The organism is Paracoccus gahaiensis, from assembly GCF_005048225.1.
In the GTDB taxonomy this organism is placed as follows: Bacteria; Pseudomonadota; Alphaproteobacteria; order Rhodobacterales; family Rhodobacteraceae; genus Paracoccus; species Paracoccus gahaiensis.
Map to the genome: position 1 here is coordinate 1 of NZ_SUNI01000006.1, position 14,391 is coordinate 14,391.

A 14,391-nucleotide genomic window follows, 5' to 3' on the forward strand; every position below is an offset into this window, starting at 1 on the left:
TCCCCGAAGCTCCTCCTTGCCCGACCCAACTCCGCGTCTCTCCACAGTGTGTAATCGGTTTCATCCAACGAAACCACAGGATGAAATGGTTTACAATATGCATTTTTGCGATAAGCGTGAGGCTGGCAAGCTTTCGCGACAGCGCGGGTGGGGCTGGTTTCCGCCCCATCCGCGCCTTGCCGTCACCGGATCGCGGAATCGGCATCCTCGGAGGGGGCCGGGTCGAACTCGCTCAGCGCGGGGCGCTTGCCGATGCTGATATGCTCGATATCCTCGGCCGCGAAGCCCCGGATCAGCGCCGGGATCATCATCGACACCAAAAGGAAGATCGGCAGGCCGACCACCGTGATGACCTGCTGCAGCGCGGTCAGGCCGGCCTCGCCCGCCAGCAGGATCAGGGTCGCGGCGATGGCGCCCTCGGCCAAGCCCCAGAAGACGCGCTGGCGCACCGGGCCCGGCTCGGCCGTGCCGCAGCACAGCATGTCCACCACCAGCGAGGCGCTGTCCGACGAGGTCGCGAAGAAGATCGCCACGACCAGCACCGCCAGCCCCTGCATCAGCGGCGCCCAGGGCAGTTCGGCAAAGAAGGCGAACATCGCCAGCGGCACGGATTCGGTGACCGCCGCGCTGATGCTGCCCGCGCCCTCGCCCATCGCGGCGCGCGCGGCCTGCCCCAGACCGTCGATCTGCAGCGCCTGCCAGCCGAAGATCGCGAACCAGATCACCGTGAACAGCGACGGCGCCAGAAGCACGCCGAAGACGAATTCCCGGATCGTCCGCCCGCGCGAGATGCGCGCCACGAAGAGCCCTATGAAGGGCGACCAGGTCACCGTCCAGGCCCAATAGAAGACCGTCCAGTCGCCCTGCCAGCCCCAGTCTCCGGTGGCCATCCCCTCGCCGTGCAGCATGTCGTTCCAGAACGCCAGGCGCGGCAGGTTGGACAGGTAGAGGCCCATCGTCTCGACGATGCCGCGCAGCAGGAACAGCGTCGATCCGGTGACCAGCACGAACAGCATCAGCCCCACGGCCATGCCGATGTTCAGGTTCGACAGGAACTTCACGCCCTTGTCCAACCCCGCCACGATCGAGATCGTGGCCACGATGGTCAGGCTGCCCAGGATCGCCAGTCGCAGCCCGGTGTCGTTGGACCATCCGAACAGCTCGGACAGGCCCGCCGCCACCTGCGACGAGCCCAGGCCCAGGGACACCGCCACCCCGAACAGCGTGCCCAGGATCGAGACGATGTCGATGGTCTTGCCGATGGGCCCGTGGATCCCCTCGCGCAGCAGCGGGTAGAAGACCGAGCTGACCCGCACCGGCAGGTCGTAGCGGTTGATGAAATAGGCGAAGGCCAGGCCTGGCAGCGCGAAGATCGTCCAGGTGTGCAGCGCCAGGTGATAGAGCGAGATCGAGATCGCGTCCTGCGCGGCCTGCAGGGTGAAGGGTTCGACTCCCGGCAAAGGCGGGGTCTGGTAATGGCTGATCGGCTCGGCGACGCCCCAGAACATCAGGACCGTGCCGATGCCGCCCGCGAACAGCATGGTGAACCACGACAGGTTGGTATATTCGGGGCGCGAATTGCGCGGCCCAAGCCGGATATGGCCGTGCCGCGACATGGCGGCATAGATCAGGAAGCCCAGCCAGACATTCACCGCCAGGATGAAGAACCAGCCCAGGTTGGTCACGATCCAGGCCCGCCCGGCGGCGAAGGCGGCCCCGATCGGCACGGGCATCGCGACCAGCAGGACCACGAAGATCAGGCTGAGACCCGCCGAGACGAAAAAGATGGTCGGATCCACCCGAAGGCCCAACCGTTGCGCCAGTCTGTCCATGGTCTGCCCTCACGTCTTTGATTTGTCAGGGTCAAGTTCTGTGATGGCGGATCGTTCCAGAGGAATGTCGCTTTCATTGGGCCGAATGCGGGCGCGGTGCGCGCCCTGCGGGGCATCTGGGCCGCAGGCGCCGGGGCCGCGTCGCGGGGGTGGGAACAAGTCACGGCCGCCATGGTTGAGCCCCGACACAAAGGTGTCACCGGAGACGACAATGGTAGCGCATGACAAGCCGGGATCGTCCATCGTCATGGTCTGCCCCCCCTATCCCAGCCATGTGCAGGCCTTCGAGGCGCTGGCACAGGAGTTGCGGGCGCGCGGGCATCAGGTGCGCTATCTCTGTGCCGACCGCGCGCGCTGCCTGACCTCTCCGCCAGAGCCGCCGCCCGCCCGGCTGCGCCCCGCGACTCTGCGCGAGGACATCGCGCAGGGGGCGGCGCGGACCGACCGGCTGTGCCGCCACGGCCCGGCGCTGATCGCGGGGCTGCGCGCCGACCTGATCCTGGGCGACCAGACCGAGCCCGCCGCCGGCCTGATCGCGCAGCATCTGGGCCTGCCGATGATCTCGGTCGCCTGCGCCCTGCCCTTCGATCCCGAGCCCGGCATTCCGCTGCCCTTCCTGGGCTGGCGCTGCGATCCCTCGCCCAAGGGGGTCGAGAGGCTGGCCTCGGCCCGGCGCATCGCGGGCTGGGTGATGGCGGCGCATGGCCGGGTGCTGCAGCACCATGCCGATGCCTGGGGGCTGGGGCGGCGGCGGGATTTCGCGGATTGCCTGTCGCCTGTACTGACGCTGGCGCAGGTGCCGCCGGGCTTCGACTATCCCCGCCCGGTCAGCGGTGCGCGGGTCCACCCCCTGGGACCCTTCCGCGCCGCGCCTGCCGAGACCTTTCCGGGCGACATCCGTCCCGATCCCGACCGGCCCTTCGTCTTCGTCAGCCTGGGGACGCTGCAGGGGCACCGGCTGGCCCTGCTGATGCGGCTGGCGCGGGCCTGCCGCCGCGCCGGGGCGCAGGTGCTGGTCACGCATGGACAGGGCCTGTCGGCAGCGCAGGCCGCGCGCATCCCCGCCGATTGGGTCCGGGCCTTCGTGCCGCAGCGGGCGGTGCTGGCCCGGGCGGATCTGTGCGTGACCCATGCCGGGCTGAACACCGCGCTGGAATGTCTGGAGCAGGGCGTGCCGATGCTGGCCTTGCCGCTGGCCAACGACCAGCCGGGCGTCGCCGCGCGCATCGCCGCTTGCGGGGCCGGGCTGCGGCTGTCGCCCAGCCTGTCGACCGAGCGGCGGCTGGCCTTGGCGATCCAGCGCCTGCTGGACGAGGACAGCTTTCGCGCCCAGGCCCGGCGCTTTGCCCGGCAGGCCCCCGCCTGGCCCGGCGCCGCCGGCGCCGTGGACCTGATCGAGACGCATCTGTTCGGGCAGGCCCGCCTGCCCGCGATCCTGCGGGCCTGAAACCCCAAGCCGCGCTCAGATCATCTGCACCGCGCGCAGCGTGGCCATGACGAACCCGTCTCCGATCCACAGCGAGACGATAAGTTCGACCGCCAGCGCCAACGCCAGCACGGCCCAGACCGGCAGCAGCCGCCACGCGATCCATGCCCCCAGGGCCGCCGCAGCCGTGTCGGCCATCGCGTTCAGCAGGCTGTCGCCGCGATAGTCGCGCGGGTCGCCGGTGTCGTAGTTGAACAGCTGGATGGATTGCGGCAGGTTCTCGGCCAGCTCCCACAGGGTGCTGCCGGTCACGACCACCGCGATCAGGGTCCAGGTCCCCCAGCCCGGGCGCATCCAGGCCAGCCAGGTCACCAAGAGCGCGCCGAAGACGAGATGCAGCAGGCTGTAGGGGTCCAGCATGATCAGCGAGTTCGAGGCCGGATTGTCCGGCATCGCCCAGATCCGCCCGCAATCGCAGCCCAAGGGCCTGTCCAGCACGGCGAAGAAGACCAGCTTGGCCGCCACCGCCAGCGCGATGACCAGGAAGGCCGGGCCGGGGGCCAGCCCCGTGCCGCCCCAGCCCAGAAGCGGGCGGCGGGTCAGGGTCGTCGAAGCGCTGTCATCGGTCATCGGGGGCCATATGTCGGATCCGTCGCGTCTGCAGGGCGGCCCTGCCCGCGCGGGCCGGAAACCGCATCCCCAACGCCGCCCCGGCGCGAACGTTTCCCGGGCGCGATGCCGCAGACCCCCGCTTCCCCGCGAGGGAACCCGGACCGGCCCCCGGGACTTCGGACCCCATGACAGATCACCCTCGCATCGCTCACCCTCACATGGCGCGGTTTCAGCGTCTCGACCGCCTGTCGCAGCGGCTCGATTCGATCTTCCGCATCCCGGGCACGCGCATCCGCATCGGCTTCGATTCCATCGCCGGGCTGCTGCCGGTGATCGGGGATGCGGCGGCGACGGTGCCCGCCGCCTGGATCGTGCTGGAGAGCCGCCGCATGGGGCTGCCGCGTCACAAGATGATGCGCCAGATCGGCAATGTCGCGATCGACGGCATCGTGGGCAGCATCCCGCTGCTGGGCAGCCTGTTCGACATCGGCTTCAAGGCCAACCTGCGCAATGTCGAGATCCTGCGCCGGCATCTGGACCGCCAGGCCTGACGCCCGGACCCGGCCCGGACGCTCAGACCTCGACGGCGATGCGGCCCATCGGGTTGGAACAGCAGGCCAGGATCCAGCCCTCGGCGATGTCCTCGTCGCTGATGCCGCCATTATGGACCATGTGGACCTCTCCGGCCGTCTTTCGGATCCGGCAGGTCCCGCACAGCCCGAAGGTGCAGCCCGAGGGGATGTTCAGCCCCGCCCGCTTGGCCACGGCCAGCACGGTGTCGGTTTCCGCGCAGACCGCCGTCACGCCGCTGGTCGCGAAATGCACCTGCGCGCGGGCGTCCTGATCGGGGGCCACGTCCTCGATCACCGGCGCCTCGGCCTCGGAGGCCACGGGCGCGCCGAAGCTTTCCTGGTGATAGCGCTCCATGTCGTAGCCCATCGAGACCAGCATCTCGCGCACCGCCTGCATGAAGGGCTCGGGCCCGCAGCAGAAGACCTCGCGGTCCAGATAATCCGGCGCCATCAGGCCCAGCATCAGGCTGTTCAGGCGGCCCTGATAGCCGTGCCAGACGCGGAACGGCTCGGGCTGTTCCACGGTCAGGCGCAGCTGCAGGCCCGGCACGCGGGCGACGTAATGTTCCAGCTGGTCGCGGAAGATGATGTCCGAGGGGCGCTGCGCGGCGTGGACGAAGACGATGTCGGTGTCCTGCGCCCGGTCCCAGGCCCAGGTGGTCATCGACATCATCGGCGTGATGCCCGAGCCCGCCGAGACGAACAGGTATTTCGTCGCCGGATGGCGGTGAAAGCTGAAGATGCCGTTCGGGCCATAGGCCCGGATCCGCATTCCCGGCTTCAGGTGGTCCAGCATCCAGCGCGTGCCCACCGAGGCCGCCTGCGCCTTGACCGTGACCGAGATCGACAGCGGACGCGAGGGCGACGAGCTGATCGTGTAGGTCCGCTGCACGTTGCCGCCCGGAACCGGCAGGTCCAGCGTCACGAACTGCCCCGGCTGATAGTCGAACCACGCCCCCGAGGGCGCGCGGAAGATGAAGCTGAAGGTGTCGCGCGTCTCGGGGACGACCATGACGCATTCCAGCGCCTCGTCATCCGCCCAGGGTTCGGCGGTCCAGTTCTGGCGGGGGCGCGCCATCTATTCCGCCGCCATCCGCTGCGACAGCCGCGACCCCATCAGCCCGCAATACCAGTCGATCAGGTGGATCACCCCGGCCTCCTGGCTGGGGGAATAGGGGCCGGGCTCGTAGGCGGGCGACAGGATGCCCTTCTGGTTCTCCTCGACCACCTGGCGGTCCTCGTCATTGGTGTTCAGCCAGACGCGGGTCAGGGTTTCCAGATCGTAATCAACCCCCTCGACCGCGTCCTTGTGGACCAGCCAGTTGGTGGTGACCTGCGTTTCCGTGGGGCTGATCGGCAGGATGCGGAAGACGATGGCATGGTCGGCCAGGAAGTGGTTCCAGGACGACGGGAAGTGATAGAACATCAGGCTGCCCGCGTCATTCCACGGAATGTCGCCCATGCGCCGCGCCACGGCGGCCTTGCCCGACATGGTGAAGCTTTCCTGATCGTCCATCAGCGGCACCCGCGCCATGCGCCACTGCATGTCGGGCGCATTGACGAAGCGCGCGGGCAGCCCCGCCGCGTCGCAGCGGTCCCAATGCGCCAGGATCTCGGGGGATGCCGCATTCGGCCCCTCCATCACCGTCATCAGCGGATCGTCGGAATAGGTCCGGCAGAGCGAGGGATGGCTGCCGCCGCAATGATAGCATTCGCGGTTGTTCTCCATCACCAGCTTCCAGTTGCCCTTCTCGACGATGGTCGAGCTGTAGGCCACCTTGGCCTCGGCCAGCCCCGAGGGCGCGGCATAGCGCATCAGGTTCATCGCCAGCTCGTTGATGGCGGGCGGGATCTGCGCCAGGCAGATGAAGACCATCCCCTTCAGATCGACGCAATGCACGGGCTTGAGGCTGTATTTCAACGGGTCGAAATCGGGGCCCATGTCGCGGGCGAACAGCAGCTTGCCGTCTAGATCGTAGGTCCATTGGTGATAGGGGCAGACCAGCTTGGGGTTGGTGCCGCCAGCCTTGGCACACAGCCGCTGGCCGCGATGGCGGCAGACATTGTGGAAGGCCCGGATGCGCCCGTCCGCGCCGCGCGTCAGGATCACCGGATAATCGCCGACCTGCATCGTGATGTAGCTTCCGGTCTTGGCCAGCTCGCAGGCGGGACCGGCGAACAGCCATTCGCGGTACCAGATCTGCTCCAGATCGTCGCGATAGGCGTCCTCGCCGCAATAGAGGTCGCGGGGCAGCGAATGGCCCGGACGGCGCGCGGCGATCAGCTGGGCGGTGGTCATCGGGGCGGTCGGGGCATGGGTCATGGCGGGCTCGGGATTCCGGGGCGGGGGGCGTTCGTCCCACCCTAATCGCCCCGGCGCCGCAGCGTGGCAGGATTGCGACATTCGGCCAGCGGAAACAGACATGGGTGCGACATGCGCCATCGCTAATCCTAGCAAATGGGTAAGGTATGGCTTGACACCCCCGCCCGAAAGGGCCGATCACCCCGGCACATTTGCCCCTTCCCCCTGCCCGTCCCGCCCGAAAAGGACGCCCCCGATGCTGCGCCAGTTCTTCGCCTATTACCGCCCCTTCATGGGCCTCTTCTGGCTGGATTTCGGCTGCGCCGTCCTGTCGGGCCTGCTGGAGCTGGCCTTCCCGCTGGCGGTCACCTATTTCATCGACCAGCTGCTGCCGCAGGGCGACTGGACGCTGACCGTCGCCGCCGCCTGCGGGCTCCTGGTGCTTTATGTCGTCAATACCGGGCTGCTGACGGTGGTGATCTATTGGGGCCACAAGCTGGGCATCAATATCGAGACGGCGATGCGCGCCCGCGCCTTCGACCACCTCACGCGCCTCAGCTGGCGCTGGTACGACCGCGCCCGCACCGGCAAGCTGATCGCCCGCGTCACCCGCGATCTGGAGGAGATCGGAGAGGTCGCCCATCACGGCCCCGAGGATGCGTTCATCGCCATCATGACCTTTGTCGGCGCCTTCGGCCTGATGTACTGGATCAACCCGCAGCTGGCGGTGATCGTGGCGCTGATCGTGCCCGCGATGCTGGCGCTGGTCATCGTCTATGGGGGCCGGATGACGCGAACCTGGCGGGCCATCTATTCCCGCGTCGGCGATTTCAACGTGCGGCTGGAGGAGACCTTGGGCGGCGTCCGCGTCGTGCAGGCCTTCGGCAACGAGGCGCACGAAAGCCACCTCTTCGCCGCCGACAATGCCCGCTATCGGCAGGCCAAGCTGGACGCCTATCGCGTGATGGCGGCCTCGAATGCGCTGCAATATATGGGGTTGCGGCTGGTGCAGGTGATCGTGATGGTCGTGGGCGCGGGCTATGTGCTGTCGGGCGACCTGACCACCGGCGGCTTTGTGGGCTTTTTGCTGCTGGTCGGCGTCTTCTATCGCCCCTTGGAAAAGATCGCCGCGGTGATCGAGACCTATCCGCGCGGCATCGCCGGGTTCCGCCGCTATCAGGAGCTGCTGGCGACCGAGCCCGAGATCGCCGACGCGCCCGACGCCATCGACGCGCCGCAGCTGGCCGGAGAGATCCGCTTCGAGGCCGTGGGCTTTGCCTATGACGAGGGCCGCCCGATCCTGTCGGGCATCGACCTGACCGTGCGCGCCGGCGAGACGCTGGCCTTCGTCGGCCCCTCGGGCGCCGGCAAGACGACGCTGCTGGCGCTGCTGCCGCGCTTCTACGACCCCACGCAGGGGCGCATCACCATCGACGGCATCGCCCTGCCGCAGATGCGCCTGTCCAGCTTGCGCCGTCAGATCGGGCTGGTCAGCCAGGACGTGTTCCTGTTCGGCGGCAGCCTGCGCGAGAACATCGCCTATGGCCGCCTGGACGCCTCGGAAGACGAAATCCGCCAGGCCGCCGCCAAGGCGCAGCTGACCACCCTGATCGACGGCCTGCCCGAAGGGCTGGACACGATCGTGGGCGAACGCGGGGTGATGCTGTCGGGCGGCCAGAAACAGCGCGTGGCCATCGCCCGCGCCTTCCTGAAGAACCCGCCGATCCTGATCCTGGACGAGGCCACCAGCGCGCTGGACAGCCAGACCGAACGAGAGATCCAGACGGCGCTGGACGCCCTGTCGGAAGGCCGCACCACGCTGGTCATCGCGCATCGCTTGGGCACGATCCGGGGCGCCGACCGCATCGTGGTCATGGACCATGGCCGCATCGCCGAACTGGGCACCCATGCCGACCTGATCGCGCAGAGCGGCATCTATGCCCGGCTGGCCGCCTGAAGGAGAAAAGCCCCGAGGCCCTCCATCGAGGGGGGCCCCGGGGCTGCGGGGCCCCCGCCCCCCGCGGGGACAGGCGGCCCGCTCAGTCCCAATAGGCGGCGGCGGTGACCTCGCGGCGCGGCCAGCCCCGGTCCAGCAGATGCTGGCGGGCGGCGCGGGCCTCGGGGGCGCGGCCCGCGAACCAGACATGGCCCGCTGGCAAATCCGCCCCGGCCAGCGCGCCCAGCAGATCCTCGGTCCGCGTCACGCGCGGATCATCGGCCAACGCACCCAGATCCTCGGGTGCCGCGCGGACCCACGCGCGGACCGGGCCGCTGACCAGATGCGGCGCCAGATCCAGCATCCGGGCGATGGCGGGCAGCGCGGTCTGGTCGCCGAAGAGGCTCAGCGCCGGTCCCTCGGGGCACCAGCCGCCGCCCGGGCCGATGATCGCCACCTGCGATCCCTCGACCCCCGACATCGCCCAATCGCAGGTCGGGCTGCCCGCATGGCGGAAGATGTCGAACTCCAGCCAGTCCCCCTGCTGCGCCGCGACCGTATAGACCGGACGGTGCAGCGCATCCGCCCCCTCGGGCCAGCGGGTGCGCCCCGAGGCCGCCACGCGCGGCCAGACCGCGACCCGGCCCGGTTGCGGCAGCAGCAGGCGGAAATGCAGGCTGGTCTCGCCGAACCGTGCGGCGTCAGGCCCCTGCAGGCGGATGCGCAGGAAGCCCGGGCTGCGGCGGATGATCGAGGCCACGCGCATCACCGACAGGCCCGGCGCCAGCGCGCCCTTGTCCACGCGGTCCCATGCGACCTCCAGCCCGGCCTCGGCGAAAATCTCGGTGGCGCTGTCCTGCAGCGTGCCGATCAGCCGCGCCTCGGGGGCCAGCAGCTCGATCCGGGCGCTGTCGGTCTCGGCAGTCAGGCGCATCTCGCAGCCCCAGACAAACAGGGACAGCACGCCCGGCGTCTCGGTCAAGGGCGCCTCCCACGCGCTGGCGCGGGCCTTCAGCGCGGCGGCGGCAGCGCCCGAGGCGCGGGGAATGACGCCGTGGCGGCGGTGGCTGGCAAGATGCGACATGGACGGCCCCTGATTTCCTGCCCGCATGTTTCGAGTTTCAGACCGAATTTGTCAACTTTGATCTTCCGCGCGGTTTCGCCCATTCTGGAAAATCCTTCCAGAATACTTGGCAAATGATGCTTGCTGGCGTATTCCCGTAGGCAAGAGGCCCCGCGCCGAATCCCGACCGACCCCGAGGAGACCCCCATGACCCGACCCACCACCTCCCTTCACGGCCTCGAGGTCGATGCCGAATTCGCCACCTTCATCGCCGACCGCGTCCTTCCCGGCACCGGGGTCGCGCCCGACGCCTTCTGGCAGGGCTATGCCGCGCTGCTGGATAACTTTGGGGCCGAGAACCGCGCCCTGCTGGACCGCCGTGCCGAATTGCAGGCCCGGATCGACGCCTGGCACAAGGGCCGCGGCAACCAGCCCTGGGACGCCGCCGCCTATCGCGCCTTCCTGACCGAGATCGGCTACCTGACCCCCGAGCCCGCGCCCTTCACCATCGACAATGGCAGCGTCGATCCCGAGATCGCGACCCTGGCCGGGCCGCAGCTGGTCGTGCCGGTCAGCAATGCCCGCTTCGCCCTGAATGCCGCGAATGCGCGGTGGGGCTCGCTCTATGATGCGCTCTACGGCTCGGACGTGATGGGGCCGGTGCCCTCGGGCGGCTTCGACGCGGCGCGCCGCGATGCGGTCGTGGCCCGCGCGGCCGAGGTCCTGGACCAGGCGCTGCCTCTGCTGGCGGGCAGCCATGCGGGGGTCGAGGCCTACGGCGCCGACGATCAGGGTCTGGTCGCCACCGTCGCCGGTCAGCCCGTGCGGCTGGCCGATCCCGACGCCTATGTCGGCACCCGCGTCGATGGCGAGGACACCGCCTATGTGCTTGTCCACAACGGGCTGCATGTGGAACTGGTGATCAATCCCGGCCATCCGATCGGCGCCGCCTCGGCCTCGGGCCTGCGCGACGTGGTGATGGAGGCCGCGCTGTCGGCCATCCAGGATTGCGAGGACAGCGTGGCGGCGGTGGATGCCCCCGACAAGATCGGCGTCTATGCCAACTGGCTGGGGCTGATGCGCGGCGATCTGGAAGAAAGCTTCGACAAGGGCGGCAAGACCATGACCCGCCGCCTGAACCCCGACCGCGCCGTCACCCGCCCGGATGGCACGACCGTCACCCTGCAGGGCCGCGCGCTGCTGCTGGTGCGCAATGTCGGCCATCTGATGACCACCGAGGTGATCCGCAAGGACGGCCAGCCCACCCCCGAGGGGCTGATGGATGCGATGGTCACCGTGGCCTGCGCGATGCACGACCTGACGAAGACCGACGGCCCCCGCAACAGCCGCGCGGGCGCCGTCTACGTGGTCAAGCCCAAGATGCACGGCCCCGACGAGGCCGCCTTTGCCGACCGCGTCTTTGCCCATGTCGAAGCCGTGCTGGGCTTGCCCGCCAACACCGTCAAGCTGGGCCTGATGGACGAGGAGCGCCGCACCAGCGCCAATCTGGCCGCCTGCATCCACGCGCTGCGCCATCGGCTGTTCTTCATCAACACCGGGTTCCTTGACCGCACCGGGGACGAGATCCACACCTCGATGCAGGCCGGCGCCTTCTTGGGGCGCGACGCGATGAAGACGGCGCCCTGGCTGGCTGCCTACGAGGATCGCAACGTGCTGATCGGGCTGGCGGCGGGCCTGAAGGGCCGCGCGCAGATCGGCAAGGGCATGTGGGCAAAGCCCGACGCGCTGGCCGAGATGCTGGAGGCCAAGATCGGCCACCCGAAATCGGGCGCCTCGACGGCCTGGGTCCCCTCGCCCACCGCCGCCACGCTGCACGCGCTGCATTACCACGTGGTCGACGTGGCTGCGCGCCAGGACGAGCTGGAAGGTCGCCCGATCCCCGATCTGGACCTGCTGCTGACCCCCGCGCTGGCCGAGGCGCCGCTGCCCGAGGACAAGGTCGCCCGCGAGCTGGACAACAGCGCGCAGGGGATCCTGGGCTATGTCGTGCGGTGGGTCGATCAGGGCATCGGCTGTTCCAAGGTGCCCGACATCGACGACGTGCAGCTGATGGAGGATCGCGCCACCTGCCGCATCAGCGCGCAGTATCTGGCCAATTGGCTTGCCCATGGCGTGGTCTCGACCGAGCGGGTCGAGGAGGCGCTGCGCCGCATGGCCGCCAAGGTGGACGCCCAGAACGCGGGCGATCCGGCCTATCGCCCGATGGCGCCGGGCTTCGACGGCCCGGCCTTCCTCGCGGCGCGCGATCTGGTCCTGACCGGGGCCGACCAGCCCTCGGGCTATACCGAGCCCGCGCTGCACGCCCGCCGCGCCGAGGCGAAGGCGCTGCAGGCCCGCTGACCCCCGCGCGGCGGGCGGTTGCGATGCCGCCGCCGCGCGCCTAGGGTGCGCGGCGCAACAGCACGAAGGACGGGCCCATATGTCGGGAAACATCATCGCGGTCGCCGGCATCGGCTATGTGGGCCTGTCGAACGCGGTCCTTCTGGCCGGGCGGAACACCGTGCGCGCGCTGGACGTGGACGCGGGCCGCGTGGCGATGCTGAACGACCGCCGCTGCCCGATCATCGACGAGGACATCGCGCATCATCTGGCGACGCGCGAGCTGGACCTGACGGCGACCACCGATCCCGCCGCCGCCTTCACGGGCGCCGAATATGTGATCGTGGCCACGCCCACGAATTACGACCCCGTCACCAACCGCTTCGACACCTCCAGCGTCGAGGCGGTGATCGCGGATGTGATGCGGTTGGCTCCGCAGGCGGTGATCGTGGTGAAATCGACCGTGCCGGTGGGCTTCACCCGCGATGTCCGGGCGCGGCTCGGCACCGATCAGGTGATCTTCAGCCCCGAATTCCTGCGCGAGGGCCGGGCGCTGCACGACAACCTGCATCCCTCGCGCATCGTGGTGGGCGAGGACAGCCCGCGCGGCCGTGCCTTCGCCGATCTGCTGGCCGAGGCGGCGCTGGACGAGAACGTGCCGGTCCTGCTGACCGGCCCGACCGAGGCCGAGGCGATCAAGCTCTTCGCCAATACCTATCTTGCCCTGCGCGTGGCTTATTTCAACGAGCTGGACAGCTATGCCCTGACCAGCGGGCTGGACAGCCGCCAGATCATCGAGGGCGTGGGTCTGGATCCGCGCATCGGCGCGCATTACAACAACCCCTCCTTCGGCTATGGCGGCTACTGCCTGCCCAAGGACAGCAAGCAGCTGCTGGCCAACTATGCCGATGTGCCGCAGAACCTGATCGCCGCCGTGGTCGAGGCGAACCGCACCCGCAAGGATGTCATCGCCGACCATATCCTGGCGCGGCGCCCGCAGGTGGTGGGGATCTATCGGCTGGTGATGAAGGCCGGGTCGGACAACTTCCGCCAATCCGCCGTGCAGGGCATCATGAAGCGGCTGAAGGCCAAGGGGGTCGAGGTCATCGTCTTCGAGCCCGCGATGGACGAGACCAGCTTCTTCGGATCCGAGGTGATCACCGATCTGGACGCCTTCAAGGCGCGCGCCGACCTGATCGTGGCGAACCGGCTGACCGAAGACCTGAGGGGCGTCGAGGCCAAGGTCTATACCCGCGACCTGTTCGGCAGCGACTGAGCCCGCCCCTCACAGCCCCTTGCGCATCTGCGTCTCGATCTTGCGGCGCTGGCGGCGCGAGCGGATCTGCTGGGCGGCCAGGTTCACCGGGCGCAGCGACAGCGTCTCGCCCTCGCGGCGCATGGCAAAGCGGCGCCGGGCGGCGGCGATATGGCTGTCGGCGGCAGTGATCGCCGCGACGGTGACCTGCAGGTGGCGGATGTCGGCGGGCTCGATCTGATCGAAGCTCTGGTGCCGGGCGCGGTCCAGCAGGTCGGTGACGCTGCCGATATCGACATGGTCGCCGCTTTTCAGCGCGCCCTGCAGCGTGGCCTGGCGCGGGCTTTCATGCTGGTCCTTGGCGATCTCGGTCCGGTCGGCGACCGAGGACATGCGTTCGCCATCGGCGGTCCAGACGGTCAGCATGATCTCCAGCACGTAAAGCGGCTCCAGCCCCAGATTGCTGACCAGGATGCGCGCGGACAGGTCGCGCGCGCCGCCCAGATGGATCAGGATCTCGGTGCGGCGCTGGCGGCGCATGCCCAGCACCAGGATATGCAGGTAGATGACCCAGATCAGCGCGGTCACCGCCGCCATCCCGGCCTGCACCAGACCGCTGTTCTCTGATATCCACTCCCACATGGGCACGCCCTTTCCATTTCAGCGCGCCCAACCCCCGCGATGCGGTGATGTTCCATCGGCGGTTCCTTGCAGCGCCCCGGACCCCTGCGGCGGGGATCGGCGTTGCGCTGGCAGACCATCGCAGCGAGGCCCCCATGACCGACACCCCCCTCTCCATCCTGGAAGCGCGCCTCGAGGCGCAGCGCCGCCTGCTGGCGCGGCTGGTCGCCGCGCTGGAGCCCGGCGCCCGCCAGCCGGTGATGGACTGGCTGGACCAGCACGACACCCTGCGCGACGGGCAGGAGGATCCCGGCGCGGTCCCGACCGACGACATGGGCGCCGCGCTGGCCGTGTCCGAGGAGTTCCGCCTGATCGCCCGGCTGGTCGGCGACCGCCTGCACGAGGTCGAACAGGGCGAAGGCTGAGGTCGCG

12 protein-coding genes are annotated in these 14,391 nt (G+C 69.1%); 6 read left to right on the forward strand and 6 right to left on the reverse strand.

Features of this window, described 5'->3' with window-relative positions; genetic code table 11:
• Positions 1-182: 182 nt before the first annotated feature.
• Complete coding sequence (locus FA743_RS08815; RefSeq protein WP_136885705.1) at positions 183-1,832, reverse strand: BCCT family transporter; 1,650 nt, start codon at positions 1,830-1,832, stop codon at positions 183-185.
• Positions 1,833-2,043: 211 nt separating this feature from the next.
• Between FA743_RS08815 and FA743_RS08820 the strand changes: the two genes are divergently transcribed.
• Positions 2,044-3,279 (forward strand): glycosyltransferase, encoded by a 1,236-nt coding sequence (locus FA743_RS08820; protein WP_169308823.1) that lies wholly within the window; start codon positions 2,044-2,046, stop codon positions 3,277-3,279.
• A gap of 15 nt (positions 3,280-3,294) precedes the next feature.
• Here the strand turns inward: FA743_RS08820 and FA743_RS08825 are convergent, their stop codons facing one another.
• Complete coding sequence (locus FA743_RS08825) at positions 3,295-3,888, reverse strand: DUF2585 family protein (RefSeq protein ID WP_136885709.1); 594 nt, start codon at positions 3,886-3,888, stop codon at positions 3,295-3,297.
• Between the two features lie 167 nt (positions 3,889-4,055).
• Between FA743_RS08825 and FA743_RS08830 the strand changes: the two genes are divergently transcribed.
• Positions 4,056-4,421: a DUF4112 domain-containing protein gene (locus FA743_RS08830; protein WP_246054899.1), complete on the forward strand. Its 366-nt coding sequence runs from the start codon at positions 4,056-4,058 to the stop codon at positions 4,419-4,421.
• Positions 4,422-4,443: 22 nt separating this feature from the next.
• Here the strand turns inward: FA743_RS08830 and FA743_RS08835 are convergent, their stop codons facing one another.
• Together FA743_RS08835 and FA743_RS08840 are read right to left on the reverse strand one after the other, a co-directional pair.
• The gene (locus FA743_RS08835) at positions 4,444-5,520 is read right to left on the reverse strand and encodes an FAD-binding oxidoreductase (protein WP_136885713.1); all 1,077 of its coding nucleotides are present in this window, start codon (positions 5,518-5,520) and stop codon (positions 4,444-4,446) included.
• Positions 5,521-6,741, reverse strand: a complete 1,221-nt coding sequence (locus FA743_RS08840) for an aromatic ring-hydroxylating oxygenase subunit alpha (RefSeq protein WP_136885890.1) — start codon at positions 6,739-6,741, stop codon at positions 5,521-5,523.
• Positions 6,742-7,000: 259 nt separating this feature from the next.
• On the opposite strand from FA743_RS08840, the gene FA743_RS08845 reads away from it, so the two are divergent.
• Positions 7,001-8,701, forward strand: a complete 1,701-nt coding sequence (locus tag FA743_RS08845) for an ABC transporter ATP-binding protein (protein ID WP_136885715.1) — start codon at positions 7,001-7,003, stop codon at positions 8,699-8,701.
• 82 nt (positions 8,702-8,783) lie between these two features.
• Here FA743_RS08845 and FA743_RS08850 read toward each other — a convergent pair whose 3' ends face one another.
• Entirely contained in the window at positions 8,784-9,764 is a 981-nt protein-coding gene (locus tag FA743_RS08850) for a siderophore-interacting protein (protein ID WP_136885717.1), read from the reverse strand.
• Between the two features lie 186 nt (positions 9,765-9,950).
• Here FA743_RS08850 and FA743_RS08855 point away from each other — a divergent pair, with 186 nt between their 5' ends.
• Positions 9,951-12,104: a malate synthase G gene (locus FA743_RS08855; RefSeq protein WP_136885719.1), complete on the forward strand. Its 2,154-nt coding sequence runs from the start codon at positions 9,951-9,953 to the stop codon at positions 12,102-12,104.
• A 79-nt stretch (positions 12,105-12,183) separates the two neighbouring features.
• Entirely contained in the window at positions 12,184-13,359 is a 1,176-nt protein-coding gene (locus FA743_RS08860) for a nucleotide sugar dehydrogenase (RefSeq protein ID WP_136885721.1), read from the forward strand.
• Positions 13,360-13,368: 9 nt separating this feature from the next.
• Here FA743_RS08860 and FA743_RS08865 read toward each other — a convergent pair whose 3' ends face one another.
• Positions 13,369-13,980 (reverse strand): hypothetical protein, encoded by a 612-nt coding sequence (locus FA743_RS08865; RefSeq protein WP_136885722.1) that lies wholly within the window; start codon positions 13,978-13,980, stop codon positions 13,369-13,371.
• Between the two features lie 134 nt (positions 13,981-14,114).
• On the opposite strand from FA743_RS08865, the gene FA743_RS08870 reads away from it, so the two are divergent.
• On the forward strand, positions 14,115-14,384 hold the full coding sequence (locus FA743_RS08870; protein WP_136885724.1) for a hypothetical protein: 270 nt from the start codon (positions 14,115-14,117) through the stop codon (positions 14,382-14,384).
• Positions 14,385-14,391 lie beyond the last annotated feature (7 nt).

Coding starts and splice junctions, on each gene's coding strand:
- FA743_RS08815 (WP_136885705.1), bottom strand. CDS start 1,832: ATGGACAGACTGGCGCAACGGTTGGGCCTTCGGGTGGATCCGACCATC.
- FA743_RS08820 (WP_169308823.1), top strand. CDS start 2,044: ATGGTAGCGCATGACAAGCCGGGATCGTCCATCGTCATGGTCTGCCCC.
- FA743_RS08825 (WP_136885709.1), bottom strand. CDS start 3,888: ATGACCGATGACAGCGCTTCGACGACCCTGACCCGCCGCCCGCTTCTG.
- FA743_RS08830 (WP_246054899.1), top strand. CDS start 4,056: ATGACAGATCACCCTCGCATCGCTCACCCTCACATGGCGCGGTTTCAG.
- FA743_RS08835 (WP_136885713.1), bottom strand. CDS start 5,520: ATGGCGCGCCCCCGCCAGAACTGGACCGCCGAACCCTGGGCGGATGAC.
- FA743_RS08840 (WP_136885890.1), bottom strand. CDS start 6,741: ATGACCACCGCCCAGCTGATCGCCGCGCGCCGTCCGGGCCATTCGCTG.
- FA743_RS08845 (WP_136885715.1), top strand. CDS start 7,001: ATGCTGCGCCAGTTCTTCGCCTATTACCGCCCCTTCATGGGCCTCTTC.
- FA743_RS08850 (WP_136885717.1), bottom strand. CDS start 9,764: ATGTCGCATCTTGCCAGCCACCGCCGCCACGGCGTCATTCCCCGCGCC.
- FA743_RS08855 (WP_136885719.1), top strand. CDS start 9,951: ATGACCCGACCCACCACCTCCCTTCACGGCCTCGAGGTCGATGCCGAA.
- FA743_RS08860 (WP_136885721.1), top strand. CDS start 12,184: ATGTCGGGAAACATCATCGCGGTCGCCGGCATCGGCTATGTGGGCCTG.
- FA743_RS08865 (WP_136885722.1), bottom strand. CDS start 13,980: ATGTGGGAGTGGATATCAGAGAACAGCGGTCTGGTGCAGGCCGGGATG.
- FA743_RS08870 (WP_136885724.1), top strand. CDS start 14,115: ATGACCGACACCCCCCTCTCCATCCTGGAAGCGCGCCTCGAGGCGCAG.